The sequence below is a fragment of the Brevundimonas sp. KH_060 genome (genome assembly GCF_057838275.1).
Map to the genome: position 1 here is coordinate 3,090,138 of NZ_CM174463.1, position 25,768 is coordinate 3,115,905.

The 25,768-nt window shown below is 68.4% G+C and carries 26 protein-coding genes; 16 read left to right on the forward strand and 10 right to left on the reverse strand.

Annotated features, from left to right (window positions below; all coding sequences use genetic code 11):
• The first annotated feature begins 33 nt into the window (after positions 1 to 33).
• The gene (locus AC3IPP_RS15285) at positions 34 to 1,257 is read left to right on the forward strand and encodes a BaiN/RdsA family NAD(P)/FAD-dependent oxidoreductase (protein ID WP_489149576.1); all 1,224 of its coding nucleotides are present in this window, start codon (positions 34 to 36) and stop codon (positions 1,255 to 1,257) included.
• A gap of 147 nt (positions 1,258 to 1,404) precedes the next feature.
• Positions 1,405 to 1,755, forward strand: coding sequence for a TFIIB-type zinc ribbon-containing protein (locus AC3IPP_RS15290; protein WP_087139149.1), 351 nt, complete (start codon positions 1,405 to 1,407; stop codon positions 1,753 to 1,755).
• Between the two features lie 13 nt (positions 1,756 to 1,768).
• Here AC3IPP_RS15290 and AC3IPP_RS15295 read toward each other — a convergent pair whose 3' ends face one another.
• Entirely contained in the window at positions 1,769 to 3,496 is a 1,728-nt protein-coding gene (locus AC3IPP_RS15295) for a hypothetical protein (protein WP_087139150.1), read from the reverse strand.
• Between the two features lie 216 nt (positions 3,497 to 3,712).
• On the opposite strand from AC3IPP_RS15295, the gene chvI reads away from it, so the two are divergent.
• The 5 genes from chvI to AC3IPP_RS15320 all read left to right on the forward strand — a co-directional run bounded on the left by chvI (position 3,713) and on the right by AC3IPP_RS15320 (position 7,229).
• On the forward strand, positions 3,713 to 4,420 hold the full coding sequence (gene chvI, locus AC3IPP_RS15300) for a two-component response regulator ChvI (protein ID WP_087139151.1): 708 nt from the start codon (positions 3,713 to 3,715) through the stop codon (positions 4,418 to 4,420).
• Positions 4,389 to 5,999 carry a two-component sensor histidine kinase ChvG gene (gene chvG, locus AC3IPP_RS15305; RefSeq protein WP_489149577.1) on the forward strand — a complete coding sequence of 537 codons (1,611 nt, stop codon included), beginning with the start codon at positions 4,389 to 4,391 and terminating at the stop codon, positions 5,997 to 5,999. Before chvI ends, chvG begins: the two co-directional genes overlap by 32 nt.
• The gene (locus tag AC3IPP_RS15310) at positions 5,996 to 6,463 is read left to right on the forward strand and encodes an HPr kinase/phosphorylase (RefSeq protein WP_087139153.1); all 468 of its coding nucleotides are present in this window, start codon (positions 5,996 to 5,998) and stop codon (positions 6,461 to 6,463) included. The genes chvG and AC3IPP_RS15310 overlap by 4 nt, the downstream gene beginning before the upstream one ends.
• Positions 6,464 to 6,540: 77 nt before the next feature.
• Positions 6,541 to 6,945, forward strand: coding sequence for a PTS sugar transporter subunit IIA (locus tag AC3IPP_RS15315; RefSeq protein ID WP_087139154.1), 405 nt, complete (start codon positions 6,541 to 6,543; stop codon positions 6,943 to 6,945).
• Positions 6,942 to 7,229, forward strand: a complete 288-nt coding sequence (locus tag AC3IPP_RS15320) for an HPr family phosphocarrier protein (protein ID WP_489149578.1) — start codon at positions 6,942 to 6,944, stop codon at positions 7,227 to 7,229. The genes AC3IPP_RS15315 and AC3IPP_RS15320 overlap by 4 nt, the downstream gene beginning before the upstream one ends.
• Here the strand turns inward: AC3IPP_RS15320 and mnhG are convergent.
• The 6 genes from mnhG to AC3IPP_RS15350 are packed head-to-tail and all read right to left on the reverse strand — an operon-like array spanning position 7,189 to position 13,285.
• Positions 7,189 to 7,623, reverse strand: a complete 435-nt coding sequence (mnhG, locus tag AC3IPP_RS15325; protein WP_087139156.1) for a monovalent cation/H(+) antiporter subunit G — start codon at positions 7,621 to 7,623, stop codon at positions 7,189 to 7,191. The two genes, AC3IPP_RS15320 and mnhG, sit on opposite strands and share 41 nt — an antisense overlap.
• Entirely contained in the window at positions 7,620 to 7,901 is a 282-nt protein-coding gene (locus AC3IPP_RS15330; protein ID WP_087139157.1) for a K+/H+ antiporter subunit F, read from the reverse strand. Before AC3IPP_RS15330 ends, mnhG begins: the two co-directional genes overlap by 4 nt.
• Entirely contained in the window at positions 7,898 to 8,395 is a 498-nt protein-coding gene (locus tag AC3IPP_RS15335; RefSeq protein ID WP_489149579.1) for a Na+/H+ antiporter subunit E, read from the reverse strand. The genes AC3IPP_RS15330 and AC3IPP_RS15335 overlap by 4 nt, the downstream gene beginning before the upstream one ends.
• Entirely contained in the window at positions 8,392 to 9,987 is a 1,596-nt protein-coding gene (locus AC3IPP_RS15340; RefSeq protein WP_489149580.1) for a monovalent cation/H+ antiporter subunit D, read from the reverse strand. The genes AC3IPP_RS15335 and AC3IPP_RS15340 overlap by 4 nt, the downstream gene beginning before the upstream one ends.
• Complete coding sequence (locus AC3IPP_RS15345; RefSeq protein ID WP_087139160.1) at positions 9,984 to 10,328, reverse strand: Na+/H+ antiporter subunit C; 345 nt, start codon at positions 10,326 to 10,328, stop codon at positions 9,984 to 9,986. The genes AC3IPP_RS15340 and AC3IPP_RS15345 overlap by 4 nt, the downstream gene beginning before the upstream one ends.
• Positions 10,325 to 13,285 (reverse strand): monovalent cation/H+ antiporter subunit A, encoded by a 2,961-nt coding sequence (locus tag AC3IPP_RS15350; protein WP_489149581.1) that lies wholly within the window; start codon positions 13,283 to 13,285, stop codon positions 10,325 to 10,327. The genes AC3IPP_RS15345 and AC3IPP_RS15350 overlap by 4 nt, the downstream gene beginning before the upstream one ends.
• Positions 13,286 to 13,499: 214 nt before the next feature.
• Between AC3IPP_RS15350 and AC3IPP_RS15355 the strand changes: the two genes are divergently transcribed.
• Positions 13,500 to 15,791 (forward strand): TonB-dependent hemoglobin/transferrin/lactoferrin family receptor, encoded by a 2,292-nt coding sequence (locus AC3IPP_RS15355; protein WP_489149582.1) that lies wholly within the window; start codon positions 13,500 to 13,502, stop codon positions 15,789 to 15,791.
• A 35-nt stretch (positions 15,792 to 15,826) separates the two neighbouring features.
• Positions 15,827 to 16,813 carry a DUF6607 family protein gene (locus AC3IPP_RS15360; protein WP_489149583.1) on the forward strand — a complete coding sequence of 329 codons (987 nt, stop codon included), beginning with the start codon at positions 15,827 to 15,829 and terminating at the stop codon, positions 16,811 to 16,813.
• Positions 16,814 to 16,880: 67 nt separating this feature from the next.
• On the opposite strand, the gene AC3IPP_RS15365 is transcribed toward AC3IPP_RS15360, so the two are convergent.
• Together AC3IPP_RS15365 and AC3IPP_RS15370 are read right to left on the reverse strand one after the other, a co-directional pair.
• Positions 16,881 to 18,368 carry a catalase gene (locus AC3IPP_RS15365; RefSeq protein WP_489149584.1) on the reverse strand — a complete coding sequence of 496 codons (1,488 nt, stop codon included), beginning with the start codon at positions 18,366 to 18,368 and terminating at the stop codon, positions 16,881 to 16,883.
• Positions 18,369 to 18,602: 234 nt separating this feature from the next.
• On the reverse strand, positions 18,603 to 18,743 hold the full coding sequence (locus AC3IPP_RS15370) for a hypothetical protein (RefSeq protein ID WP_179204999.1): 141 nt from the start codon (positions 18,741 to 18,743) through the stop codon (positions 18,603 to 18,605).
• Between the two features lie 252 nt (positions 18,744 to 18,995).
• On the opposite strand from AC3IPP_RS15370, the gene AC3IPP_RS15375 reads away from it, so the two are divergent.
• From AC3IPP_RS15375 to pcaD, 7 genes are all read left to right on the forward strand, one after another.
• Positions 18,996 to 20,162, forward strand: coding sequence for a muconate/chloromuconate family cycloisomerase (locus AC3IPP_RS15375; RefSeq protein WP_489177422.1), 1,167 nt, complete (start codon positions 18,996 to 18,998; stop codon positions 20,160 to 20,162).
• 4 nt (positions 20,163 to 20,166) lie between these two features.
• Positions 20,167 to 20,457 (forward strand): muconolactone Delta-isomerase, encoded by a 291-nt coding sequence (catC, locus tag AC3IPP_RS15380; RefSeq protein ID WP_489149586.1) that lies wholly within the window; start codon positions 20,167 to 20,169, stop codon positions 20,455 to 20,457.
• A 39-nt stretch (positions 20,458 to 20,496) separates the two neighbouring features.
• Positions 20,497 to 21,390 (forward strand): dioxygenase family protein, encoded by an 894-nt coding sequence (locus AC3IPP_RS15385; protein ID WP_087139167.1) that lies wholly within the window; start codon positions 20,497 to 20,499, stop codon positions 21,388 to 21,390.
• Between the two features lie 75 nt (positions 21,391 to 21,465).
• Positions 21,466 to 22,122, forward strand: a complete 657-nt coding sequence (locus AC3IPP_RS15390; protein ID WP_489177466.1) for a CoA transferase subunit A — start codon at positions 21,466 to 21,468, stop codon at positions 22,120 to 22,122.
• A complete protein-coding gene (locus tag AC3IPP_RS15395; RefSeq protein WP_489149588.1) occupies positions 22,119 to 22,769 on the forward strand; it encodes a 3-oxoacid CoA-transferase subunit B in 651 nt (216 codons plus the stop codon). Before AC3IPP_RS15390 ends, AC3IPP_RS15395 begins: the two co-directional genes overlap by 4 nt.
• 49 nt (positions 22,770 to 22,818) lie before the next feature.
• Positions 22,819 to 24,021 carry a 3-oxoadipyl-CoA thiolase gene (gene pcaF / locus AC3IPP_RS15400; protein WP_489149589.1) on the forward strand — a complete coding sequence of 401 codons (1,203 nt, stop codon included), beginning with the start codon at positions 22,819 to 22,821 and terminating at the stop codon, positions 24,019 to 24,021.
• Entirely contained in the window at positions 24,018 to 24,812 is a 795-nt protein-coding gene (pcaD, locus tag AC3IPP_RS15405) for a 3-oxoadipate enol-lactonase (RefSeq protein WP_489149590.1), read from the forward strand. Before pcaF ends, pcaD begins: the two co-directional genes overlap by 4 nt.
• On the opposite strand, the gene AC3IPP_RS15410 is transcribed toward pcaD, so the two are convergent.
• Positions 24,793 to 25,749, reverse strand: coding sequence for a LysR family transcriptional regulator (locus AC3IPP_RS15410; protein WP_138142094.1), 957 nt, complete (start codon positions 25,747 to 25,749; stop codon positions 24,793 to 24,795). The two genes, pcaD and AC3IPP_RS15410, sit on opposite strands and share 20 nt — an antisense overlap.
• Positions 25,750 to 25,768 lie beyond the last annotated feature (19 nt).

The following is a 25,768-nucleotide window of genomic DNA, read 5'->3' on the forward strand; positions in this document are numbered from 1 at the left end:
CCTGGCGGGGCCTGCGCCTGCTAGGGCGGGGCGATGAAGTCTTCAGACATCGACGTCCTGATCGTCGGCGCCGGCGCGGCCGGCATGATGTGCGCCATCGAGGCGGGCAAGCGCGGTCGCCGCGTGCGCGTAATCGACCACGCCCGCGCGCCGGGTGAGAAGATCCGCATCTCGGGCGGCGGGCGCTGCAACTTCACCAATCTGGGAACCGGCGGCGCCAACTTCCTGGGCGAGAATCCGCGCTTCGCCCTGTCGGCCCTGCGGCGCTTCACCCAGCACGACTTCATCAAGATGGTCGATCGCCACGGCATCGCCTGGCACGAGAAAACCCTCGGTCAGCTGTTCTGCGACGACAGCGCCAAGCAAATCATCCGCATGCTGACGGACGAGATGAAGGCGGCGGGCGTCACCCTGTCGCTGGGCCTCGGCGTCAAGGCGGTAGAGCGCGCGGGCGATCGGTTTCAGGTCGATCTGGACGACGGCTCGCGGGTGACAGCGGCGTCGCTGGTCGTGGCGACCGGCGGCAAGTCCATTCCCAAGATGGGAGCCACCGGCTGGGGCTATGAGGTCGCGCGGCGGTTCGGTCTGCGCGTCACCGACACCCGGCCTGCGCTGGTCCCCCTGACGTTCGAGCCGGGGCTGCTGGAACAGTTGAAGCCACTGGCGGGGGTAACGGTCGACGCGGTCGTGCGGCACAAGGCGCCCAAGGACGCAGGCCCTGGCCGCCCGACCAAGGAAACCGTCTTCCGCGAGGGCCTGCTGTTCACCCATCGCGGCCTGTCGGGGCCGTCGATCCTGCAGATCAGCTCCTACTGGCGCGAGGGCGAGGCGATCACCGTCGATCTGGCGCCTGACCGCGACGCAGCGGCCGAAATTCTGGCCGCCAAGACCGAAAACGGCAAGCAGGCGGTCCATACGGCCGTCGGCCACGTCGTGCCGCGTCGTCTGGCCGAAGCCCTGTGCGTGCTCGAAAACCTTTCGGGTAAGCTGGCCGAGGTCGGCGACAAGAAGCTGCGCGCCCTGGCCGAGGCGGTCAACGCCTGGACGGTCAAGCCGGTCGGCTCCGAAGGCTATCGCACCGCCGAGGTGACGCTGGGCGGGGTCGATACCGCCGCCCTCGATCAACAGACGATGGAGGCCAAGACCGTCCCCGGCCTGTTCTTCATCGGCGAGGTCGCGGACGTGACCGGCTGGCTGGGCGGCTACAACTTCCAGTGGGCCTGGTCGTCGGGCTGGGCGGCTGGCCAGCACTGCTGATCGCGTGAAAACAGGGCCCTGCGGCGACGCGGCGCGTTGTCGCGGGGGCGGGCGATCCCTACCTCTTTTGCTGTAGCGGGACGGGCCCCTCTGGCGGCGCTTCGGCGGCGTGATGTCGGACCGCATTCAACGACGAAAGAGGATTTCATGCCCCTGCTGATGTGTCCCAACGACAATGCGCCCATGCAGACGCTGGACCGCCACGGCGTCCAGTTCGACATGTGCCCGACCTGTCGCGGCGTCTGGCTGGATCGCGGCGAACTGGAAAAGCTGATGGCCGCCGCCGGCGATGAGGGCCGCGCGTCCGCGCCCGCCGCCCCGACCCACGTCCCGCCGCCGCAACCGGCCCAACCTCAGCAGCCCTGGGGAGCCCAGCCGACCTATCGCGAGCCGCCGCGCCATCGCGACGACCGCTATGACCACGACCGTCGCCGCGACGACGACTACCACTACCGCAAGAAGAAGAAGCGGTTGGACATCTTCGACATCTTCGACTGACGCCGAAGGGCGGTCAGGCCGCCAGGCCGACCGCCTGCATCAGGGGCCGCAGGGTCAGCACCGCCTGCGGCTCCGCCCCCAGGGCGGCGCGGGTGTCCGGCGCGCGCATCAACCGCACCGCTTCGGCGCGTGCGCGTTCAGCGACCGGGCCGGTCGGTCCCGTTTCCGCCGCCGCCAGCCTCAACAGGGCCGCCAGCTTCTGAGGGATCGGCGCCGGCGCGCGAGCGATCTGCGTCGTCAGCCGGGCGTCGGCCTCGACCGCGCCTCCGACCAGGCCCAGGGCGTCGACGACAGCCTGGGTCTCGCGCTCGGGCAGGCCCGCGTTACGCACCGACCGTTGCAGAATGACCAGCGACAGCAGACGCTGCCCCGGCGGCGCGGCATCGGTCGTCAGGCGACCGCGCAACTCGGTCTCGAAGCGCAGGGAGGCGACGCAGGCGTCCAGCCAGCGCGCGGCCGCCCGCTTGTTGGCGCCGCCGGTGACGTTCTCGCACAGACGGGTCAGGCGCTCCGCCTCGGCCAGGACGGACGTGCAGTCGGCGACATAGGCGGCGACGAAATCGGCGGCGACCAGGCTGCGCGAGCGTTCGATGAAGGCGGTCTGCACCTCTTCCAGAGTCAGCAGCCGTCCCGCCGTGGCCGTCAGGGCCGTGGCCAGGGCGCGCAGAATGTCGATCTCGCCTACCGCATCGCCCGGCCGCAGGCGGCGTTGGCTCATCAGCTCGCGCAGCACCATCCGCGCCAGGGCCGCCGCCAACAGAGGGAACTCCCCTGCCGCCAACCGCTCGCCCAGTCGCGCGGGCGGGCCTTCGACCGGCGGCACCAACAGGGTCAGGCGCGGGTCATGAGCGAGGATGGCTCCGACCTCGCGCGGCGCGACCATACGCACCGCCGCCGCCAGGCTGGAGCCCTGATCCAGGCCGGGGCCGAGAATTTGCGCCAGACCCGCGCGCGATCCCAGAAGCTCGCACAGGATCTGCTCGACCGCGACGAACACCAGGGCGCGCGGCGGCCCCTCAAGCGGCGCCCGGTCGCAGATGTCCATCAGCCGCTCCAGCCGCGCCCGCGCGCCCGTCAGGGCGCGCAGCGACCCGGCCACCGCGCCGCCCATGAGAAAAGCCCGATCCGCCGCGCCGACGAGACTGTGCGCCAGATCCGCGACGGACCGCGTCTCCAGATCCGCAAACGTTCGGCTGCGGCCCGCCTTCAGCAGCCGCTCGATCGCCTGTTCGGCCAGGCGCTGATAGTGGCGCATCAACTCATGCACCGACTGGCCGGGAACGGCCTGAGCCTCGGGCACGGCGACCTTCTGGATGGCGTGCTGCAACTCCACGCCGGAGGCTTCCAGCCGCTCGGCCAGATCCGGCCGATGCAGCAGTTCGAAGGCCGTCGCGCCCTGGCGCCCCAACCAGTCCTCCAGGATGCGGCCAATGGTCTCGCGCGCATGGGGGGCGTAGAGGTCCTGCACCCCACGACAGGAAGGGCCGCGCGGCTCGACCGGCGCAGGGCGCTTGCGCTTCAGTTCCGGCGCGCCGCGCGTCAGGACGACAACGCTGGCGAACTCCATGGTCTCGGGGTCCAAGGTCTCCTTGGTGACGCGCACGGCCACAGCCTGACGGTCGCGCATCAGATCCTCGGCCGTCTCCATGGCGCGGCGGCGGTCCTCCATGGCCTGCGACAGAGACCAGTCGTCCGGCGGCGTGCGTCGGATGTAAATTTCGTAGTGAACGGGACCGGCCATGGCACCTTCGTGGACAGCAAGACGGCTATTCTGACTTTCCAGGCTTTAAGGCGAGGTTTCGCCTTTTCCTCGCACGGGTTGAAAGGCAGAGTCGCGCAAACCATTTTGCAGTGGCCGTAAAGTCACCGCGAATGCATAGAACGGTTACGCTTGCCGCGCGTTACCGGATACGGCGGCCGATCACGCGATCGACCCGCCCGCACTAAGGAGAAGCCCTTGGCTAACATCACCCTGGTCGACGACGACGAGAACATCGTGGCCTCCGTCTCTCTGGCGCTGGAAAGCCACGGCCATACGGTGACCGCCTATCACGACGGCGCCTCGGGCCTGGAAGCGTTGGAGGCCACCCCGCCGGACCTGGCCATCCTGGACGTCAAGATGCCCCGTATGGACGGCATGGAAGTGCTGCGCCGTCTGCGCCAGACCTCCAGCATTCCGGTCATCATGCTGACGTCCAAGGACGAGGAGATCGACGAGATCCTCGGCTTCAACCTCGGCGCCGACGACTACATCCACAAGCCCTTCAGCCAGCGCCTGCTGATTGAACGGGTGAAGGCCCTGCTGCGCCGCGCGGGCGTGGAAGGCCTCGACCCGATCGATCCTGCCGCCGTCGAAGCCGGCAAGGCGATCAAGCGCGGCAAGCTGTCGATGGACCCGGCGCGCCATGAATCGACCTGGGACGGCCGTCCGGTCAAGCTGACCGTCACCGAGTTCCTGCTGCTGCAAGCCCTGGCTCAGCGCCCGGGTTTCGTGAAGAGCCGCGACAATCTGATGGACGCCGCCTATGACGATCAGGTCTATGTCGACGACCGCACCATCGACAGCCATGTGAAACGGATGCGAAAGAAGTTCCGCATGGTCGACCCTGAGTTCGACGCTATCGAGACCCTGTATGGCGTCGGATACCGCTACCGCGAGAGCTGAACCTGAAGACGCCCCGGCGCGGCGCCGATTCCGCTTCGGCGGATCGCGCCTGGGCGGCTTCATCCTGGCCCTCAATCTTCTCAGCCTGCTGATCCTGTTCGGCGGCGCCCTACTGCTGAACGAGTGGCGGCGCGGTCTGATCGAGGCGCGCCAGGAATCGCTGGGCGTTCAGGCTGAACTGCTGGCCAACGTCCTGGGCGAACTGGGCATCACCCAGGGCGACCCCTATCCCATGCTGGATGACCGTGCGGCCGCCCTGTGGCTGCGCGACAACTTCATCCCGGCAGGCCAGCGCGCCCGCCTGTTCGACATGGACGGGATCGAGGTGTCGGACTCCTATCGGGTCAGCGACGCCATCCCCGGCGCCCCCCTGCCTCCGGCCAACCCGGCGGGCACGGCCCTGGCCCCGACCGAGCCTTCACGCCGCGAAACCGCGCGTTTGGCCCGCGCCGACTCCGAACTGTCGGCCGAGGTCGAGCGCGCCCTGCAGGGCACGCCCCAAGCCGCCATCCGCCGCAATGAAGAGGGCGAGCGCGTCGTCTCCGTCTCCCTGCCCGTGCGCCATGTGCAGCAGGTCCTGGGCGTGCTGACCCTGGAAGCGGGCGACGTCAACGCCACCCTGGACGCGCAACGCCGCGCCCTGATGCCCTTCGCCCTGGTGGCCCTGGCGGTGAACCTGCTGGCGTCGCTGGTGCTGCACCTGTTCGTGGCGCGGCCGGTGATGCGGCTGTCGGCGGCGGCGGACCAGGTGCGCCTGCAGCGCGCCCGCGCCATCTCCCTGCCCGACCTCGAGGACCGCCGCGACGAGATCGGCGACCTGGCTCGCGCGCTTGAGTCCATGACCGACACCCTGTCGACGCGCATGGACGCCATCGAGCGCTTCGCCGCCGACGTCAGCCACGAGATCAAGAACCCCCTGACCTCGATCCGCTCGGCGCTGGAGACTCTGCCCCTGGTCAAGACCGACGAGCAGCGGGCCCGCCTGACCAATCTGCTGCAGCAGGACGTGCGGCGGCTGGATCGCCTGATCACCGACATCTCCAACGCCTCGCGTCTGGACGCCGAACTGTCGCGCGACCGCCCGCGCGCCATCGACCTGAAGGAACTGCTGGGCGACATCATCGGCGTCTATGAGGCCGGTCAGAAGCCGGGCGAGCCCCCGGTGCGCTTCGTCCTGACCGCCGACAGCGCCCGCGTCATCGGCCGCGACATTCCTCTGGGCCAGGTGTTCCGCAACCTGATCGACAACGCCCGCTCCTTCAGCCCGCCTGGCGGCGAAGTTCGCGTCAGCCTGGAACGCGACGACAGTCAGCCCGACCTGCCCCTGCGCATCCGCGTCGAAGACGACGGCCCCGGCATCCCGGCTGAAAACCTGGAGACGGTGTTCGAACGCTTCTACACCTCGCGGCCCAAGGGCACGGCCTTCGGCGCCAACTCGGGCCTGGGCCTGGCCATCGTGCGCCAGATCATCGACGCCCACGGCGGACACGTCCACGCCGAGAACCGCACCGGCCCCGACGGCGCCGTCGTCGGCGCCCTCTTCGAGGTGCGATTGCCAGCAACGGGCAAGCGCTCATGACAACGCCGCGCCAGCCTCTGCACGCTACCGTCGCCGCGCTCCGGCTCGGCGGCGCCTGGCGCGGCGTATTGATCCAGGGACGATCCGGCGTCGGCAAGAGCGACCTGGCCCTGCGGCTGATGCAGAACGGCTGGCGACTGGTCGGCGACGACTGGGTCGAGGTCTTCGCCTGCGAGGGCGCCCTCTACGCCGCCGCGCCCGCGACCATCGCCGGGCGGATGGAGGTGCGCGGCCTGGGCGTCGTCAGCCAGCCTTTCCGGCCCCTGACGCGGATCGCCCTGTCGCTGCGTCTGACCCATGAACCGGTCGAGCGGATGCCCGAAGCCGCCCAGGACGTGATCGACGGAATCGCGATTCCACGCCTGGTTCTGGACCCGCGTCCAGCCTCGGCGCCTCTGGTCGTCGCGGCGGCGATGGACGTCGTCGCAACGCTTCCGCAACGGCGCGACGACGGCGCCCTTTGATCCGCGCCGCGATTGCCCTATGAAACGAGGCTTGTCGCTCGTCGAGGCGAGCTGGGGATGTCTTTGGTGAAGCCTATATGATCGGGCTGGTGATCGTCACCCACGGGGGCCTGGCCTCCGAATTCCTGTCGGCGATGGAGCACGTGGTGGGGCCGCAGCGCGGCGTCGCCGCCATCTGCATCGGCCCTGACGACGACATGGAGCGGCGCCGCCGCGACATCGTCGACGCCGCCGCCGCCGTCGATGAAGGCGAGGGCGTCATCCTGCTGACCGACATGTTCGGCGGCACGCCGTCCAACCTGGCCATCTCGGTGATGGAGCAGACCGGCGCCGAGGTCATCGCCGGGCTGAACCTGCCCATGCTGATCAAACTGGCCAGCGTCCGCGGCCGCGAGACGCTGGAGGCCTGCGTGGCCCACGCCCAGGACGCGGGCCGCAAATACATTTCGGTGGCGTCGTGGGTGCTGGCGGGCGAGAAATGAGCGACGTCGCTTTATCCGCCCAGGCGGTCCTGAACATCTGCAACCAGCGCGGCCTGCACGCCCGCGCCTCGGCCAAGTTCGTCAAACTGGCCTCGGAGTTCGAATCCGAGATCCAGGTGACGCGCGACGGCGTGACCGTGGACGCCCGCTCGATCATGGGTCTGCTGATGCTGGGCGCCGGGATCGGCTGCGGCGTCGAAGTGAAGGCCGAGGGGCCTGACGCCGCTGAGGCGGTCGCCGCCCTTACTGACCTTGTGGCCCGTCGCTTCGACGAGGATCAATAGCCGTCAGGTCCGGCGGCGTGCGGACCACCCCGGCGCACTCGCCCTCCAGCGGCACCCGCACCCCGTCGCCGGAACGATCGGTCCGGTCACGGAACAGGGCCGCGCGCGCCAGGATGATCAGCGTCACCGGCGTCGTCACCGTGAAGAAGACGGCCACCAGCAGCTCGACCGGCATGAACCGCCCCTCGGCCGCAGTGAAATAGACCACCGACCCGCCCAGGATCAGGAACATGCCCAGCGTCGCCCCCAGGGTCGGGGCGTGAACCCGCTCGTAGAAGGTGTTGAGCCGCACCAGGCCCAAGGCGCCGATGAAGGTCAGGCCGGAGCCGGCCAGCACCAGCGCCGCCGCCAGCAGCGCCGCCCAGGTCGGAACATTGGCGGGAAAGCCGCTCATTCGATCACCTCGCCGCGCATCAGGAATTTGGCCAGGGCGACCGAAGAGGTGAAGCCCAGCATGCCGATGATGACGGCCGCATAGAAATACAGATGGCTGCCCGTCCGCACGCCGAAGGCGACGATCAGCAGCATCCCGGCCTGATAAAGAGTGTCCAGGCCCAGAATGCGGTCCTGGGCGCGCGGTCCCTTGGCGATGCGCCAGACCCCGATCAGGGCCGCCCCGGCCAGGAACAGCTGCGCCAGGACCAACGCCCAATAGAAGACGGCGCCGGTCATTCGAAGATCTCCATCAGGCGGCGCTCATAGCGGTTCTTGATGCGGCCGGCCCAGTCGTCCTCGTCGTTCAGGTCCAGGATGTGCAGCAGCAGGACGCCCGTCGCATCCTCATACTCGACCCAGATGGTGCCCGGCGTGCTGGTGATGATCACCGCCAGAACGGCCAGGCCGTAACGGTCGCGCATCTCCAGCGGAATGTGGACGAAGCCCGAGACGCGGCTGTCGCGCGAGGCGTTCAGCCCCAGGACGACCAGGGCCACCTCCCAGTTCGACCGGATGATGTCGCGCGTCACCACCAGGGCGAAGCTCAGCAGGGTCAGCGGCTTTCTGACGCGAACCGGCTCGACCTCCAGAACGCGCATGATGTGGGGCGCGGCCAGAGCCATCAGCAGGGCCAGGGCCAGGGCCGGCGGCGCGGCCGATCCGCTGAGCAGCACCGAGGCCCCGAACAGGCCCAGCGACAGAATGGGGTGAGGCAGGACCGACCGGATCATGAGCCGCCTCCCAGCACCGCGCGGACATAGGCGTCGGGCCGCACCAGCCAGTCGGCCGTGTGGTCGGCATAGGCGAAGCCCGCCTCGCCGAAGATCGCCAGGAAGATGCAGGCCGCCAGCAGACCGGCGATGGCCACCCCTTCGGCGGCGCCGACCACGACCGCCGGCTCGGCGTCGTCGTCCCGCGCCCACAGGGCCGCCATGCCCAGGCGCGTCAGCCCGATCAGAGCGCCCAGCGACGCCAGCGACAGGGCCGCGATCACGCCATAGCCCGCCCAGCCGCCGACGCCCGACAGGGCGCCCATCATGGCCAGTTTGCCGATGAACCCCGCCAACGGCGGCAGGCCCGCGATCATCAGGGTCGAGATCAGGAAGGCGCCGCCCAGGGCCGCCACGGCCGCCGGAATCACCAGACCCGGCTCATTGCGCTCGTCGTCGTCGAAGGGGTCGATGTACTCATCCTCAAAGACGGCGCGGCCCGAACGCGCGCCGGGGTCCTGGCCCCTGTTCAGCACCTCGGCCAGCATGAACAGGGCGCCGCAGGCCAGGGTCGATCCGACCAGGTAGAAGACCGCCCCGCCCAGGACATCGGCGTCGCCTATGCCCACAGCCGCCAGCACCGTGCCCGACGAGACGATGACCGCGTAGGCGGCGGCGATCGACAGGTCGCGCGCCGCGATGATCCCCGCCGTGCCGAAGCCGATCGTCGCCAGCCCGCCCAGCAGGATCCACAGTTGGCCAAACCCGGCCGAGGCCCCGCTGTCCGGCGCGAACAGCAGGAAGCTGAGGCGGATGATCACATAGGCGCCGACCTTGGACAGGATGGCGAAGACGGCGGCGGCCGGGGCGCTGGCCGCCGAATAGGTGGTGGTCAGCCAGAAGCCCAGCGGCCACATGGCGCACTTGGTCAGGAAGGCCACGCCCAGGATGGCCGCGCCGACGTGGAACAGGCCCCGGTCCGCCTCGGCGATCTGGGGGATGCGCACGGCCAGATCGGCCATGTTGAGCGTGCCGGTCACGCCGTAGATCAGGCTGACCCCGATCAGGAACAGCATGGAGGCCGTCAGATTGACGGCGATATAGGCCAGCCCCGCCCGGATGCGCGCCTCGCCCGACCCATGCAGGGCCAGGCCGTAGGAAGCCGCCAGCATGATCTCGAAGAAGACGAACAGGTTGAACAGGTCGCCCGTCAGGAAGGCCCCGTTGACCCCCATCACGAGCAGCAGGAACAGGGCGTGGAAACGCGGCCCCGCCCGGTCCCATCGCGCCAGGGCGAAGATCATGGAGCAGGCGCCCAGGACGCTGGTCAGGGCCACCATCAGCGTCGACAGGCGATCCGCCACCAGGACGATGCCGAACGGCGCCGGCCAGTCGCCCAACTGATAGACGCGGGCGGTGTCGCCCCCGCCCGTCGCCCCGGTCGCGCTCTCGTGCAGCAGGGCCAGGGCCATGGCCAGGATGGCGGCCATGGCGAACAGGCTGAGGCCGCCCTTCAGCAGGCGGCGGCGCTCGTCGAACAGCAGCATGGCCGCGGCGATGACCATGGGCAGAACGATCGGCCCGATGATCAGATGTTCCTGCCAATCGGTCATTCGGACGCCTCCTGGCCGTCGACATGGTCGCTGCCGGTCTCGCCGCGCGAGGCGAGCAGCACCACCAGGAACAGGGCCGTCAGGGCGAAGCTGATGACGATGGCCGTCAGCACCAGGGCCTGGGGCGTCGGGTCGGCGTAGAGCGCGGGGTCTTCCGCCCCCTTGCTGGTGATCGGCGGCGCGGCCGACCGCAGCCGCCCCATGGAGAAGATGAACAGGTTGACCGCATAGGAGACCAGCGACAGACCGATGATGACCTGGAAGGTGCGTGGGCGCAGCATCAGCCACACGCCCGAGCCGGTCAGGACGCCTATGGCCAGGGCCAGGACGATCTGGGTCATTGCGCCCCTCCCTTCTGCTCGGCTTCCGCCTCGGCCTCAGCCTCAGCTTCCTCGATGCGCGCGCGGCGCAACGACTGGTGGGCCAGGGCGACCAGCACCAGCACCGTGGCGCCCACCACCAGCACCACCACGCCCAGGTCGAACAGGACGGCGCTGGCCAACGGCACCCGGCCCAGCAGCGGCAGGTCGGCGTACTGGAAATAGGTGGTCAGGAAGGGCTGGTCGAACACCCAGCCCACCGCTCCGCTGAGCGCGGCCAGCAGCAGGCCGACGCCGATCCAGATAATGGGGCGGATCTCCAGCCGCTCCTCCACCCAACGAGCGCCGGACGACATGTATTGCAGGATGAAGGCGATCGACAGCGCCACCCCCGCCGCGAAGCCGCCGCCGGGCAGGTCATGCCCGCGCAGGAACAGATGCACGGCCAGAAGGATGATGAAGGGGAACAACCAGCGCATCACCACGCCGGGGATCATCATGGTGTCGCTGAGGGTGTCGCCCTCGGTGCGGCCTTCACGGGCGCGGTCAGAGGCGTCCTGAACCCGCTTTTGCATCGGCTGGAACAGACTGTCGCTGGCCGGACGGAAGCGGCGCAACAGGGCGAGAACCGTCAGGCCGACGACGCCCAGGACGGTGATCTCGCCGAAGGTGTCGAAGGCGCGGAAATCGACCAGGATGACGTTGACGACGTTGCGTCCGCCCGCCTCCTCATAGGCCTTCTCGACGAAGAAGCGCGACACACCCTCCACCGGCGGGCGGACCATGACGGCCCAGGCGATCAGGGCCACGCCCGCGCCGGCGCAGATGGCGATCCCCCGATCCAGACGACGGCGCCAACGCGCGCGGCGTTGCTCGGACTCGGGAACGTGGATCTCGACCAGACGCTTGGGCAGCCAACGCAGACCCAGCAGCAGCAACACCGTCGTCACCACCTCGACCACCAGCTGGGTCAGGGCCAGATCGGGCGCCGACAGCCAGACGAAGGTCAGACAACTGGCCAGGCCCGCCCCGCCCATCAGGATGACGGCGGCCAGGCGGTGATATTTGGCCTGCCAGGCGGCGGCCAGGGCGCAAGCCCCGCCCGCCAGCCACAGCGCGGCGAAGGCCAGATTATGCGCCTGAGGAACGCGGAACTCGGGCCATGTCAGCACGAAGCCGCCCGCCGCCGCCACCACCGCCGACAGCAGGGCCGTCAGCAGGATCAGGCGCAGTTGCGGCTGCAGGCGCTGCGCGCCCAGATGGCGCACGACCCACTGCGACAGGTCCATCAGAATGACCTGGGATCGCTCGAACAGATAGCCGCCGTTCAGCCGCTTCATGCCCCAGGGACCACCGCGCGGATTGGCGTTCAGCGCCTTGCCGAACACGACATAGAGGCAGATCCCGCCCGCCATGGCGATGACGCTGAGCAGCAGCGGCAGGTTGAAGCCGTGCCACAGGGCCAGGCTGTAATAGGGCAGATCGAAGCCCAGCATGGTCACGGCCGCGCTGCGCAGGAAGGGGCCGACGGTGATGGCCGGGAACACCCCGACCAGCAGACACAGGGCCACCAGCACTTCAACCGGGCGCCGCATCCAAGCCGGCGGCTCATGCGGGACGCGGTCCAGTTCGGTCGGCGGCGGGCCGAAGAAGGTGCTGTGGATGAAGCGCAGCGAATAGAGGACGCTGAAGGCGCTCGCCAGGGTCGCCAACACCGGCAGCGCCTGGTTCAGCGCCGAGGTCTGGGTGCTGGCCAGGGCCTCGGCCAGGAACATCTCCTTGGACAGGAAGCCGTTCAGCAATGGCACGCCCGCCATGGCGGCGGCGGCGACCATGGCCAGGGTGGCGGTGATCGGCATGAAGCGGATCAGGCCGCTGAGCTTGCGCATGTCGCGCGAGCCGGCCTCGTGGTCGATGATGCCCGCCGCCATGAACAGGGAGGCCTTGAAGGTGGCGTGGTTGATGGTGTGGAAGATGGCGGCGATCGCGCCCAGGTCAGACCCCAGCCCCAGCAACAGGCAGATCAGGCCCAGGTGGCTGATGGTCGAATAGGCCAGCAGGCCCTTGAGGTCGTGCTGGAAGATGGCGCACCAGGCGCCGACCAGCAGGGTCGTCAGCCCCAGGCCGCCGACCACGAAATACCACATCTCGGTCTCGCCGAAGACGGGCCAGAACCGCATCAGCAGGAAGACGCCCGCCTTCACCATGGTGGCCGAGTGCAGATAGGCGCTGACCGGCGTCGGCGCCGCCATGGCGCGCGGCAGCCAGATGTGGAACGGGAACTGGGCGCTCTTGGTCAGGGCGCCGATCAGGATCAGACCCAGGGCGACCGGATAGAGCGGGCTGGCCAGGATGACGTCGCGCGCGCCGATGACGGCGTCCAGCTCATAGCTGCCGACGATACGCCCGATCAGGATCATGCCGACCAGCAGAGCCACCCCGCCCGTGGCCGTGATCGACAGGGCCATGCGCGCGCCCTCGCGCGCCGAGGCGTTCTGGTGCCAGTAGCCGATCAGCAGGAAGGAGAAGAGGCTGGTCAGCTCCCAGAAGACGACCAGCTGGATCAGGTTGCCCGACAGCACCACGCCCTGCATGGCGCCCATGAAGGCCAGCAGGAAGGAGAAGAAGCGCGGCACCGGATCCTTCGGCGACATGTAATAGCGCGCATACAGAACCACGAGCGCGCCGATCCCCAGGATCAGGGCGCTGAACAGCCAGGACAGGCCGTCCAGGCGAATGGTCAGATTGACCCCCAGCGACGGCAGCCAGGCCAGGGTCAGCTTCAGAACCTCGCCGTCCTGGAACCTGGGCCAGAGCACCGCCAGACAGCCGACGCTGATCAGGGCGATGATCCACGACAGGATGGCCGCAGCGGTGCGCGCGTGACGCGGCAACCCCGAAGCGATCATGGCCCCGATGAAGGGCAGGACGAGAATGACGAGCAAAAGGAAGCTGGCGGGCACGGGCGTGTCGATCATCTCCGAAGAATTTTGGGACGGCGTCCGAAAGGCTGCGGATCGCGCCTCATCGTTCTGCCAGAGTTTTTCCTAAGGGAAATGACGCGCTTGCGTCAAAGCGACGAGTTGGCGCGATTGTGACCGTAGCGGGAGCGATTGGAACGCAAAAAGACTAAGATTGATTCTGATAATCGTTCGCACTAAAGCAGGCCCAGTTTCAACCGGGGTCTCGCCGATGCGTTCGCTACTCATGATTTCCGTCGGGCTGACCGCCCTCGCCGCCGCCGTTCCCGCCGTCGCCGCCCCCGCCGTCGAAGACAATGCGATCGACCTGAACGAGCCCGTGCGCGTGGCCCCGGTCACCGTCGTCGGCACCCGCACCGAGCGCCGCGTCGACGAAGTGCCCGCCAGCATCAGCGTCATCACCGCCAAGGATATCGAGACCAACCTCGTCACCGACATCAAGGATCTGATCCGGTTCGAGCCGGGCGTCAGCGTCCCGACCAGCCCCGCCCGCTTCTCGGCCGCCCTGTCCGGCGCTGGGCGCGACGGCAATTCCGGCTTCACCATTCGCGGCATGGGCGGCAACCGCGTGCTGATCGTCCAGGACGGCGTGCGGGTGCCGGACGGCTTCGCCTTCGGCGCCCAGTCGGTCGGACGCGGCGGCTACAATGATCTGGACCTGGTCAAATCGGTCGAGATCCTGCGCGGCCCGGCCTCGGCCCTCTATGGTTCGGACGGCATTGCCGGGGCGGTCAGCTTCACCTCGAAAGACCCGTCCGACTTCATCGAGGCGGGCCGCAACTTCGGCGCCCGTGCGCGCGTCGGCTACAACTCGGCCGATGAAGGCTGGACCGAGGGCCTGGCCCTGGCCGGGCGCAGCGGCGCGTTCTCGGGCCTGCTGGCCTACACGCGCCGTGACGCCCAGGAGACCGAAAACATGGCCGAGACGGGCGGCGTCGGCGCGGCCCGCACCCAGCCCAACCCCCAGGATTTCGCCTCCAACGCCGTGCTGGCCAAGCTGGTCTGGGACGTGAACCCGGACCACGTCCTGCGCCTGACCTACGACCACTTCGACCAAGACATGAGCGGCGACGCCCTAAGCACCCGCGGCTCCAGCACCATGGCCATGCCCGGCCGCACCACCGTCACCACCGTCAATCAGGTTCTGGCCGAGGACGAGACCCAGCGCGATCGCATCAGCCTAGACTGGCGCTTCAATGACTTCCTGGGCCTGGACAAGGGTTCGATCGCCGCCTTCTGGCAGGACGCGACCACGCGCCAGTTCACCTTTGAAGACCGCGACATCACCACCATCGTCGGCGCCGCCCCACCCGTCACCGTCTCAGCCGACCGCACCCGCGACGTGACCTTCGACAACGCCGTCTGGGGCCTGGCTGCGCAAGGCTCGAAGTCGTTCGGCGGCGAGAGCGTCCGCCACCGCATCACCTTCGGCGCCGACTGGTCGCGCACGACGCAGGAGGGCGTTCGCGACGGCACCGTACCGCCGATGGGCGAGCCCTTCCCCGCCCGCCCCTTCCCCAAGACCGAGTTCGACCTGGCGGGCCTGTTCATCCAGGACGAGATCGACCTGCTGGGCGGCCGCCTCAGCATCATCCCGGCCCTGCGCTACGACTGGTATGAGCTGACGCCCAAGAAGGACGCCCTGTTCCCCGCCGCCGCCGAAAAGCAGAGCGACAGCCATCTGTCGCCCAAAATCGGCGTCATCTACTGGGCCGACGATCACTTCGGCGTCTTCGCCAACTACGCCCAGGGCTTCAAGGCGCCCTCGCCGATGCAGGTGAACAACTTCTTCGCCAACCCAGTGTTCGGCTATGAGTCCATCCCCAACCCGGACCTGAAACCCGAGACCAGCGAAAGCTTCGAGGGCGGGTTCCGATTCCGCAATCTGGCGGCCTTCGGCGGCAACCTGTCGCTGCAGACCACGGCCTTCCGCACGACCTACGACGACTTCATCAACCAGGTGGTGGTGCGCGGCACGGGCCGTCCCGGCGTCGACCCGCTGATCTATCAGTACGTCAACCTGACCACGGTGAAGATCTGGGGTCTGGAAGCGCGCGGCGACATCCATTGGGACAACGGCTTCTCGACCATCGTCGCCGCCTCCTTCGCCGACGGCGAGCAGGAGACCCAAGGCGAGCGCGGCGCCCTGACCAGCGTCGATCCGATCAAGCTGGTCGGCGGTCTGAACTACGCCGCCCCCTCAGGCGTCTGGGGCGGCGGCGCCACCGTCACCTGGTCCGACCGCAAGTCGAACCATGAGTGCGGCGGCGGCCTGTGCTGGCCGGGCGAATCCTTCACCCTGCTGGACGTCACCGCCTTCTGGAACGTGGCCGAGCGGGCCACCCTGCGCGCCGGCGTCTTCAACGTCTTCGACGAGAAATACGCCTGGTGGAGCGACGTGCGCGGCCTGAACCGCCCCGCCGTCGGCGCCAGCCCCGCCACGCTCGACGCCTTCACCCAGCCAGGCCGCAACGTCGGCGTCTCCCTGAGCGTGCGCCTGTGACGCGCCCGACCCTGCCCATAGCCAAGGAGCCTTCCATGCGCGCCATTCTGATCGCCGCCGCCCTGCTGACCGGGGCGACGCCCGCCGCCCTGGCGACCACCGCCGTCGCCCAAGCCGCACAGGCCGCACAGGCCGCCACGACCGTCCGCAGTCCTCAGTTCGAACGCGATCGCCAGTCGATCCTGGCCCAGGCTGGCGCGTTCCGCGTCCACTTCGACATGCGCGAGAACGTCAGCTTCCGCGCCGACTACGACCCGCTGGAGGAACAGCTGTCCGGCGGGACCGAAATCGTCCGCCTGGTCTACGACAACGGCGACCGCATCAGCCTGCAGCACATCCTGGTGATGGAGCACGGGGGCCAAAGCGTCGTCGTCAAACACTGGCGCCAGGACTGGGTCTATCAGCCGCAAACCGTCCTGACCTATGTCGGTGACAACAGCTGGCGCACAACGCCCGTCCCCGCCGCCGAGCGCGAGGGCGCCTGGTCCCAGACCGTGTGGCAGACAGACGATTCCCCGCGTTACGGCGGCGTCGGCCGCTGGACCTATGAGAACGGGCTGAGCGCCTGGACCTCCGGCCCGACCTGGCGGCCGCTGGCCCGCCGCGACGCGGTGCGCAACCCGGTCTACGACCGCTATCTGGGCGTCAACCGCCATATCCTGAAGCATGACGGCTGGGTCCACATCCAGGACAATATGAAGTTGTCGGGCAAGGGCGGCGGCGAGTTGGTCGCCATCGTCCAGGAAGACGTCATCAACAGCTATGACGCCTCGACCGCCTTCTCACCCAAGGCCGGCGACGACTACTGGGCGGCGACGAAAACCTATTGGGCCGCCGTGCGCGACGCCTGGGACGCGGTCATCGCCCGAGACGGCGGCGTCCATGTCGCGGAAGAAGCCCAGACGGGCGCCATCACCGCCCCGCCTCTGATGAAGTTGGCCGATCAGGTCCAGGCCGGCGAACTGACCACCGAGGCGGCGATCACCCAGGCCCGCGCCTTGATCGAGGCCACCGCCCGCTAACACAAAACGCCCCCCGCTCCAGCCATGGAACGGGGGGCGTTTCAATTCAGGCCTTGGATGTCAGGCGTCAGCCTTCGCCCATGCCCTCGGCCGGGCGCGGGGCGCCGCCTGCCCGCACCGCCGCCTCGATGCGGCCGCCGACGTCGGGGTCGATGCTCTTCCAATAGTCGAAAGCGCGCTCCAGCACCGGCGAGCGTACGCCGCCCAGCAGGCTGCCCGCCACCTGATCGACCAGCTTGGCGCGTTGATCGTCATTGAACACCTCGCGCACCAGAACGCCCGGCTGGGTGAAATCGTCATCCTCGGCGTGCAACGTATAGGCGCTGCGGACCAGCGCGCCGTCGGCCTCCCAGCCGTCGTGAACAGGGCCGGTCTCGTCCGACCAGGTGCGGCCGCCGCTGTTGGGCACATAGACCGGCTGGGCGCCGGAGTGGTGATAGGCCATCTGCCCGTCGAACATATAGGTGTTCACCGGAACCTTGGGCTGGTTCACCGGAAGCTGGTGGAAGTTGGTCCCGATGCGGTTCCGCTGGGCGTCGTTATAGGCGAAGGCCCGGCCCAGCAGCATCTTGTCCGGCGACAGGCCGATGCCGGGCACGGTGTTGCCAGGCGAGAAGGCGGCCTGCTCGATCTGGGCGAAGAAGTTCTCCGGGTTGCGGTTCAGAGTCATCATGCCGACCGGGATCAGCGGATAGTCCTTGTGCGACCAGGTCTTGGTCAGGTCGAAGGGGTTGACCCGATAGGTCGCCGCCTCGGCGTAGGGCATGACCTGGACCGACAGATCCCAGACCGGATGCTCGCCGCGCGCGATGGCGTCGAACAGGTCGCGACGGTGGAAGTCCGCGTCGGCGCCCGACATGGCGGCGGCCTCGGCGTTGGAGAAGAAGGCCATGCCCTGACGGGTGTGGAAGTGATACTTGACCCAGAATTTCTCACCCGCGGCGTTGATCCACATATAGGTGTGGGAGCCGTAGCCGTTCATCTGGCGCCAGGTGCGCGGCAGGCCCCGCACGCCCATCAGATAGGTCACCTGGTGCGCTGTCTCGGGGTTGTTAGTCCAGAAGTCCCACTGCATGTGATTGTCGCGGAGCCCTGAGTCCGGCAGGCGCTTCTGGCTGCGGATGAAGTGCGGGAACTTCATCGGATCGCGCACGAAGAAGACCGGGGTGTTGTTCCCCACCAGGTCGTAGTTGCCCTCGTCCGTATAGAATTTCAGTGAGAAGCCGCGCACGTCGCGCCAGGTGTCCGGGCTGCCCTGCTCGCCCGCCACGGTCGAGAAACGAGCCAGCATTTCGGTCTGGGCGCCCGGCTGGAACAGGGCCGCCTTGGTGTAGGCCGAGACGTCGTGCGTGGTCTCGAATACGCCGAACGCGCCCGACCCCTTGGCGTGCGGCTGGCGCTCGGGAACCTTCTCGCGGTTGAAGTGGGCCATCTGCTCCAGGAAGTGCACATCGTGCAGCACGATCGGCCCGTTGGGACCGACGCTGAGCGAGTTCCGATCACTGACCGCCGGGGCGCCTGCGCCCGTCGTAGAGCCTGATTTCTGTTGGGTCATCGCCTGTCTCCTCTGCCGCCCGCCGCGTCCTTCCACAGCCGAGCTTGGCTTATGAGATGGAGCAGAGGCGCTGAATTGCAACCGTCTCTGTCGCTGAAAAGACGGCCGTTCTTGACCGGTCGACAGGTCCACGCGGGACAGCCCCAACAACCTCGCCGGACCCAGGTCTCGGTCAGCAATCTCAGTAGGCGACAATCGCAGAACGACCTTAAGGCCAGGCCGTTCCGGCCAACGTCACAACAGACGAAGCGCGCCCTGAAGCGTTTCGGCGGCGTGCGCCTGACCGGGGATCACGGCGATCAGAACCGCCGTCGCCAGCGCCAGGCCCGCGATCGTCAGCGGCGCGATCGCTCGCGGTGAAATCGTGAACTTCATCCCCGTCCATCCCCCTTTGCGATAACAGCGGACGCTAGGGCGGCTTCGTGATGGCTCCGGCACATTTCGGCGGCGGTCCGGCCAAGTTTCGACGACAGAGGCTTGGCGGAATCTCGCTCATCGGATGATTTTCTGGACGCTCGCTCGGCGAGTTTAATGCCTTTTGGGCATCAAATACGAACAAATCGGCATTTTAGGTCATGACATGCGGCGCCTAAGGTTCGTCTCAACAAGAAGCGCGGAGACGACAGGGTGCAGGGATCAGCGATTGAACGGGTGGAGACGATCGTCCTCGACGTGCCGACCATCCGGCCGCACGTCCTGTCGGTCGCCACCATGCAGTCGCAGACCGTGGTCCTGGTGCGCCTGCACTGCGCCGACGGGATCGAGGGGATCGGCGAAGGCACCACCATCGGCGGCCTGAACTACGGCGGCGAAAGCCCTGAAGGCATCAAGCTGGCCATCGACGCCTATTTCGCGCCCCTGTTGATCGGCGCCGACACCACCCGCCCGGCCGTCATCATGGAGCGCCTGCGCCGCTCGATTATAGACAACCGCTTCGCCAAGAACGCCGTCGAGACCGCCCTGCTGGACATTCAGGGCAAGCGGCTGGGCGTGCCGGTCAGCGAGCTTCTGGGCGGGCGCATCCGCGACCGTCTGCCGGTGCTGTGGACCTTGGCCAGCGGCGACACCGCCCAGGACATCGCCGAGGCCGAGACCATGCTGGCGTCGGGTCGGCACGCCGCCTTCAAGCTGAAGATCGGCAAGCGTCCCGTGCAGGAAGACGTCGCCCACGTGGCGGCCATCAAGCGCGCCCTGGGAGACCGGGCCAGCATCCGCGTCGATGTCAACCAGGCCTGGAGCGAGGCCGCCGCCAAGCGCGCCCTGCCCCTGTTGGCCGAGGCGGGCGTCGATCTGGTCGAACAGCCGATCCGCGCCCACGCCACGGCGGGCATGGCCCGGCTGACGGCGATGGGCCTGATCCCCATCATGGCCGATGAAGCCCTGCACGGGCCGGAGAGCGGCTACGCCCTGGCCTGCGGTCAGGCGGCCGACGTCTTCGCCCTCAAGATCGCCCAGGCCGGCGGCCTGACCGAAGCCAAGCGCCTGGCTGGAATCGCCCAGGCGGCGGGCATCGCCCTTTACGGCGGCACCATGCTGGAGGGACCGGTCGGCACCATCGCCTCGGCCCAGTTGTTCGCCACCCTGCCCGAGATCGAGTTCGGCACCGAACTGTTCGGTCCCCTGCTGCTGACCGAGGAACTGCTGGCCGAACCGCTGCACTACGCCGACGGCTGCCTGACCGTGCCCAGCGGGCCGGGCCTGGGTCTTCAACTGAACGAGGACGCCGTTGCGGCGCTCCGTCGCGACCGAGGCGCCCGGACCTCGGTCATCACGCCAAAGCTGGTTGCGGGGTAAATCGATGCTGTTTCATGTGACCATGGATGTGCGCATTCCGCACGACGCCGACCCGGCGAAGATCGACCGCCTGAAGGCCGAGGAAAAGGCCCGCGCCCAGGATCTGCAGCGTCAGGGAATCTGGCGTCACCTGTGGCGCGTCGCCGGGCGATACAGCAACGTCAGCATCTTCGACGTCGCCGACGCCCAGACGCTGCATGACCTTCTCAGCACCCTGCCGCTGTTTCCCTACATGGACGTCCAGGTCACCGCCCTGTGCCGCCATCCGTCATCGACCCACGAGGACGATCGCTAAGAGCCCCCAAGGGCCAAATACACTGGAGAGGAAGAAGACATGACCGAAGATTTCGTCGCCACGCCCGAGGTGCAGACGTTGCTGGATCGCGCCAGCGGCATGACCGTCGATGGCGGAGACCCCCGACTGAAGTCCATCACCCGCGACGTGGTGGAGGCCCTGATGCGCGTCATCGTCAAGCACGATGTCAGCGAGGACGAGTTCTGGGGCGCGATCAAATTCTTCCAGGACGGCGCCCAGGAGTTCGGTCTGATCGTGCCCGGTTCGGGCCTTGAGCACTTCATGGATCTGTTCCTCGACGCCAAGGACGCCGAGGCGGGTCGCACCGGCGGCACGCCGCGCACCATCGAAGGCCCCCTCTATGTCGAGGGCGCGCCGCTGGTCGAAGGCGAGAACGTCAACCTGACCGACGACGCCGACGACACCGACACCCTCTACATGACCGGCAACATCGTCGGCCCCGACGGCGAGGCCCCCGCCGACGCCATCCTTCATGTCTGGCACGCCAATTCGAAGGGCTTCTATTCCCACTTCGACCCGACCGGCGAGCAGACCCCGTTCAACAATCGTCGCCGCATCAAGCTCGGCGCCGACGGCCGCTACTATTTCAGCTCCAAGATGCCGAACGGCTATTCGGTGCCGCCGAACGGCGCGACCGACCGGATGCTGAAGGCCATCGGCCGCCACGGCAATCGCCCGGCCCACGTCCACTTCTTCGTCGAGGCGCCCGGCTATCGTTCGCTGACGACCCAGATCAACTTCGGCGACGATCCGTTCGCGGCCGACGACTTCGCCTTCGCCACCCGCGACGGCCTGCTGCCGGTGCCGCAGCGTCAGGGCGACAGCGCCTATGTCGCCTTCGACTTCACCCTGCAGCGCGCCGCTGAAAAGGCGGACGAGAACCTGTCCGGCCGCGCCCGCGCGGCGGCCTGATCGAAGGGCCTGCGGTTCGTGTCCAAGATTTTCGCTTCTCCCCGCGCCGCGCTCGAGGGCCTGTTGTTCGACGGCATGACCATCATGTCCGGCGGCTTCGGGCTCTCGGGCAACCCCGAGAGCTTGATCCCCGAGATCTGGGCTTCCGGGGTCGGCGGGCTGACCGTCATCTCCAACAATGCGGGCGCCGACGGCTTCGGCCTGTGGATGCTGCTGGAGAGCCGTCAGGTGAAGAAGATGGTCTCCAGCTATGTCGGCGAGAACAAGCTGTTCGAGCAGCAGTATCTGTCCGGCGAGCTGGAGCTTGAACTGAACCCGCAGGGCACCCTGGCCGAGCGTATCCGGGCGGGGGGCGCAGGCATCCCCGCCTTCTACACCAGGACCGGCGTCGGCACCGTCGTCGCCGAGGGCAAGCCCGTCGAGACCTTCGAGGGCGAGGACTATGTGCGCGAGACCTGGCTGCGCGCCGACCTGTCGATCATCAAAGCCTGGCGGGCCGATCCGGCCGGGAATCTGATGTTCCGCAAGACGGCGCGCAACTTCAATCCGAACATGGCGACGGCCGGAAAGACCACCGTGGTCGAGGTCGAGGAGATCGTCCCCGAAGGCGCCCTCGACCCCGACGCCATCCACACGCCGGGCATCTATGTCGACCGCATCGTCCTTTCGACCATCAACGAAAAGCGCATCGAGAAGCTGACGACCCGTCCGCGCGAGGAGGCGTCGGCATGAGCTGGACCCGTGACGAAATGGCCGCCCGCGCCGGACAGGAACTGCGCGACGGCTACTATGTGAATCTGGGCATCGGCATACCGACGCTGGTCGCCAACCATGTGCCCGCAGGCGTCAGGGTCACGCTTCAGAGCGAGAACGGCCTGCTCGGCATCGGCCCCTTCCCGTTCGAGGGCGAGGCGGACCCCGACCTGATCAACGCCGGCAAGCAGACGGTGACCGTGCTGCCGACCTCAAGCTTCTTCTCCTCCGCCGACAGCTTCGCCATGATCCGCGGCGGCCATATCGACATGGCCGTGCTGGGGGCGATGGAGGTCGCCGCCAACGGCGATCTGGCCAACTGGACCATCCCCGGCAAGATGGTGAAGGGCATGGGCGGCGCCATGGATCTGGTCGCCGGGGTCAAGCGCATCGTCGTGGTGATGGATCACGTCGCCAAGGACGGCTCGCCCAAGATTCTGGAGCGCTGCGCCCTGCCCCTGACCGGGCAGAAGGTCGTGGACCTGATCATCACGGACCTGGGCGTCATCGCCGTGGATCGGAAACAGGGCGGGCTGACGCTGATCGAGACGGCGCCGGGCGTCACGGTCGAGGAGATCACGGCCAAGACCGGCGCGCCGCTGGCCATCGCGGCGGCGGCGGCATGACCGCCCTCAAGAAGAGAGCCGCCGCGCGGCGAGCGATAGGGCAAGCCCAATGACCGAGGCCTTCATCTGCGACGCGATCCGCACGCCTGTCGGGCGGCTGAACGGCGGGCTGTCGGCGGTGCGCGCCGACGATCTGGCGGCGATTCCGCTGCGGGCGCTGGCGCAGCGCAACCCTGCGCTGGACTGGAGCGCCGTCGAGGATGTCATCCTGGGCTGCGCCAATCAGTCAGGCGAGGACAACCGCAACGTCGCGCGCATGGCCGTGCTGCTGGCGGGCCTGCCCGAGACCGTGCCGGGATCGACCATCAACCGTCTGTGCGGCTCGGGCCTCAACGCCGTGGGGCTGGCCGCGCAGGCCATCCGCGCGGGCGAAGCCGAACTGATCGTCGCGGGCGGCGCCGAGAGCATGACCCGCGCCCCCTATGTCATGGGCAAGGCCGCGACCGCCTTCGACCGCGCCCAGACGATCGAAGACACGACGATGGGCTGGCGCTTCATCAACCCGGCCCTGCGCGCCGCCTATGGCGTAGACACCATGCCCCAGACGGCCGAGAACGTCGCCGAACAGTGGGCGATCACCCGTGAGGCGCAGGACGCCTTCGCCCTGGACAGCCAGACCAAGGCCGCCGCCGCCCTCGCCTCCGGCCGGTTCGACGCCGAAATCACGCCTGTCTCCGTGCCCCAGCGGCGCGGCGACACCGTCGTCTTCGCCGTGGACGAACATCCGCGCGCCACCTCCCTCGACGCCCTCGCCAAGCTGAAGCCGGTCGTGCGGCCGGACGGCACGGTAACGGCGGGCAACGCCTCGGGCCTCAACGACGGCGCAGCGGCGATGATCGTCGCCTCCGAGGCCGCCGCCCGCGCCCACGGCCTGACCCCGCGCGCGCGCGTCGTGGCCATGGCGGCTTCGGGCGTGGCCCCGCGCATCATGGGCGTCGGCCCGGTCGAGACGGCGCGCAAGCTGTTCGCCCGCACCGGCCTGAGCATGGCCGATATGGACGTCATCGAACTGAACGAGGCCTTCGCCGCGCAGGCGCTGGCCGTGCTTCAGGAGCTTGAGGTCGATCCGCGCGATCCGCGCCTGAACCCCAACGGCGGCGCCATCGCTCTAGGCCATCCGCTGGGCATGTCGGGCGCCCGCATCGTCATGACGGCGGTGGAGCAGCTTCACCGCACCGGCGGACGCTACGCCCTTTGCACCATGTGCATCGGCGTCGGTCAGGGCATCGGCATGATCGTGGAGCGGGCATGAGCGGACAGGTGAAACACCTCGCCACCGGCGACGGCTGCCGTCTGGCTTATCGGTTCGACGGGCTGGAAGACGCGCCGGTGCTGCTGCTGTCCAACTCGCTGGGCACCCGCATGGAGATGTGGGACGCCCAGATGGCCGCCTTCTCCGCCCGGTTCCGGGTGCTTCGTTATGACAGCCGGGGGCACGGCGCCTCGGACGCGCCGGCGGGCGCCTACAGCCTCGACCGACTGGGTCGCGACGTGGTGGAGCTGCTGGACGCCCTGAAGCTTCAGCGCGTCGCCTTCTGCGGCCTGTCGCTGGGCGGCATGGTCGGCCAGTGGATGGGGGTGCGTGCGCCCGAACGGCTGGAGCGGCTGGTGCTGGCCAACACCTCGGCCTTCATGGGCCCGCCCTCAGCGTGGGATGCGCGCATCGCCAGCGCCCTGTCACAGGGGATGGCGCCGCTGGCGGCGGCCTCGGTCGCGCGCTGGTTCACGCCGGACTTCGCCGCCCGCGCGCCCGATCCGGTCGCCGTCATTGAGGCTGGACTGCTGGCCACGTCCCCGCAGGGCTATGCCGGGTGCTGCGCCGCCATTCGCGACATGGACCTGAGACGGCTGGGCGGACTGATTACGGCGCCGACGCTGGTCATCTCGGGCGACGCCGATCCGGCCACCCCGCCCGACCACGCCGCCGCCCTGGTGAAGGCCATTCCTGAGGCCCAGCTGAAGGTGCTGAAGGGCGCCCACCTGTCGAACGTCGAACAGCCCGACGCCTTCGCCGGGGCCGTGCTCAGCTTCCTCTCGGCCTGATCTGGCTGCGGGTGCGTTCGCGCACCAGGGCGCAAAAGCCGCCCAGCACCGAGGACCGATTGTCGCGCAGATAGGCCAGGCTCAACTGCGTCTCCCGCTCCTGTCCCAGCAGGGGTCGATAGGCGACGCCGTGCAGCTGGGCCTCCGAAGTCGATTCCGGCACGAGCGACACCCCCGCCCCCACCGACACCAGCGACAGGGCGGTCTGGATCTCCAGCGTCTCTTGGGCGATCTCGGGCGTGAAGCCTTCGGCGCGGCACAGGTCCAGCACATGGTCGGCGAAGCTGGGCCGGGGCTGGCGCGGATAGAGGATGAAGGGCCGCACCGCCAGATCAGCCAGGGCGATGTGGCTCTGTTCGGCCAGGACGTCGGTGTCAGGCAGGGCCACGATCAGCGGCTCGCGCTGGACCACCTCACTGACGATGTCGGGATCCTGAATGCCCGGCCGCGCGAAGGCCACGTCGATGGAGCGGTCGCGCAGCGCCACCCGCAACTCGGCCGTGTTCATGGCGTGCAGCACCAGTTCGACCTCGGGATACTGTTCGCGATAGGCGTTGAAGACGCCCGGCAGGATCGAAAAGGTCGCCGAACCGACGAAGCCCACCTGGATCACCCCGACCAGCCCCTCGGCCGCGCGGCGCGCCACCCGCACGGCGTCGGCGACCCGCGCCTGAATGTCGCGGGCGCGCGGCAACAGGGCCTCCCCCGCCGGGGTCAGCTGGATGACGCTGCGGCTGCGGTCAAACAGCAGGGCGCCGATGGCGTTTTCCAGACTGGCGATCTGACGGCTGAGGGCGGGCTGGGCGATGTAAAGCCGTTCCGCCGCCCGGCCGAAGTGCAGTTCTTCGGCCACGGCAAGAAAATAGCGCAAACGCCGTACATCGACGCCCGAAAGGACAGCGCGCGGCAGAGGTTCCGGCTTCGGCGAGCGTTTCATTCCAACATCAGAGCCTGAC

Coding starts and splice junctions, on each gene's coding strand:
- AC3IPP_RS15285 (WP_489149576.1), top strand. CDS start 34: ATGAAGTCTTCAGACATCGACGTCCTGATCGTCGGCGCCGGCGCGGCC.
- AC3IPP_RS15290 (WP_087139149.1), top strand. CDS start 1,405: ATGCCCCTGCTGATGTGTCCCAACGACAATGCGCCCATGCAGACGCTG.
- AC3IPP_RS15295 (WP_087139150.1), bottom strand. CDS start 3,496: ATGGCCGGTCCCGTTCACTACGAAATTTACATCCGACGCACGCCGCCG.
- chvG (WP_489149577.1), top strand. CDS start 4,389: ATGGCGTCGGATACCGCTACCGCGAGAGCTGAACCTGAAGACGCCCCG.
- AC3IPP_RS15310 (WP_087139153.1), top strand. CDS start 5,996: ATGACAACGCCGCGCCAGCCTCTGCACGCTACCGTCGCCGCGCTCCGG.
- AC3IPP_RS15315 (WP_087139154.1), top strand. CDS start 6,541: ATGATCGGGCTGGTGATCGTCACCCACGGGGGCCTGGCCTCCGAATTC.
- AC3IPP_RS15320 (WP_489149578.1), top strand. CDS start 6,942: ATGAGCGACGTCGCTTTATCCGCCCAGGCGGTCCTGAACATCTGCAAC.
- mnhG (WP_087139156.1), bottom strand. CDS start 7,623: ATGAGCGGCTTTCCCGCCAATGTTCCGACCTGGGCGGCGCTGCTGGCG.
- AC3IPP_RS15330 (WP_087139157.1), bottom strand. CDS start 7,901: ATGACCGGCGCCGTCTTCTATTGGGCGTTGGTCCTGGCGCAGCTGTTC.
- AC3IPP_RS15335 (WP_489149579.1), bottom strand. CDS start 8,395: ATGATCCGGTCGGTCCTGCCTCACCCCATTCTGTCGCTGGGCCTGTTC.
- AC3IPP_RS15340 (WP_489149580.1), bottom strand. CDS start 9,987: ATGACCGATTGGCAGGAACATCTGATCATCGGGCCGATCGTTCTGCCC.
- AC3IPP_RS15345 (WP_087139160.1), bottom strand. CDS start 10,328: ATGACCCAGATCGTCCTGGCCCTGGCCATAGGCGTCCTGACCGGCTCG.
- AC3IPP_RS15350 (WP_489149581.1), bottom strand. CDS start 13,285: ATGATCGACACGCCCGTGCCCGCCAGCTTCCTTTTGCTCGTCATTCTC.
- AC3IPP_RS15355 (WP_489149582.1), top strand. CDS start 13,500: ATGCGTTCGCTACTCATGATTTCCGTCGGGCTGACCGCCCTCGCCGCC.
- AC3IPP_RS15360 (WP_489149583.1), top strand. CDS start 15,827: ATGCGCGCCATTCTGATCGCCGCCGCCCTGCTGACCGGGGCGACGCCC.
- AC3IPP_RS15365 (WP_489149584.1), bottom strand. CDS start 18,368: ATGACCCAACAGAAATCAGGCTCTACGACGGGCGCAGGCGCCCCGGCG.
- AC3IPP_RS15370 (WP_179204999.1), bottom strand. CDS start 18,743: ATGAAGTTCACGATTTCACCGCGAGCGATCGCGCCGCTGACGATCGCG.
- catC (WP_489149586.1), top strand. CDS start 20,167: ATGCTGTTTCATGTGACCATGGATGTGCGCATTCCGCACGACGCCGAC.
- AC3IPP_RS15385 (WP_087139167.1), top strand. CDS start 20,497: ATGACCGAAGATTTCGTCGCCACGCCCGAGGTGCAGACGTTGCTGGAT.
- AC3IPP_RS15390 (WP_489177466.1), top strand. CDS start 21,466: ATGACCATCATGTCCGGCGGCTTCGGGCTCTCGGGCAACCCCGAGAGC.
- AC3IPP_RS15395 (WP_489149588.1), top strand. CDS start 22,119: ATGAGCTGGACCCGTGACGAAATGGCCGCCCGCGCCGGACAGGAACTG.
- pcaF (WP_489149589.1), top strand. CDS start 22,819: ATGACCGAGGCCTTCATCTGCGACGCGATCCGCACGCCTGTCGGGCGG.
- pcaD (WP_489149590.1), top strand. CDS start 24,018: ATGAGCGGACAGGTGAAACACCTCGCCACCGGCGACGGCTGCCGTCTG.
- AC3IPP_RS15410 (WP_138142094.1), bottom strand. CDS start 25,749: ATGAAACGCTCGCCGAAGCCGGAACCTCTGCCGCGCGCTGTCCTTTCG.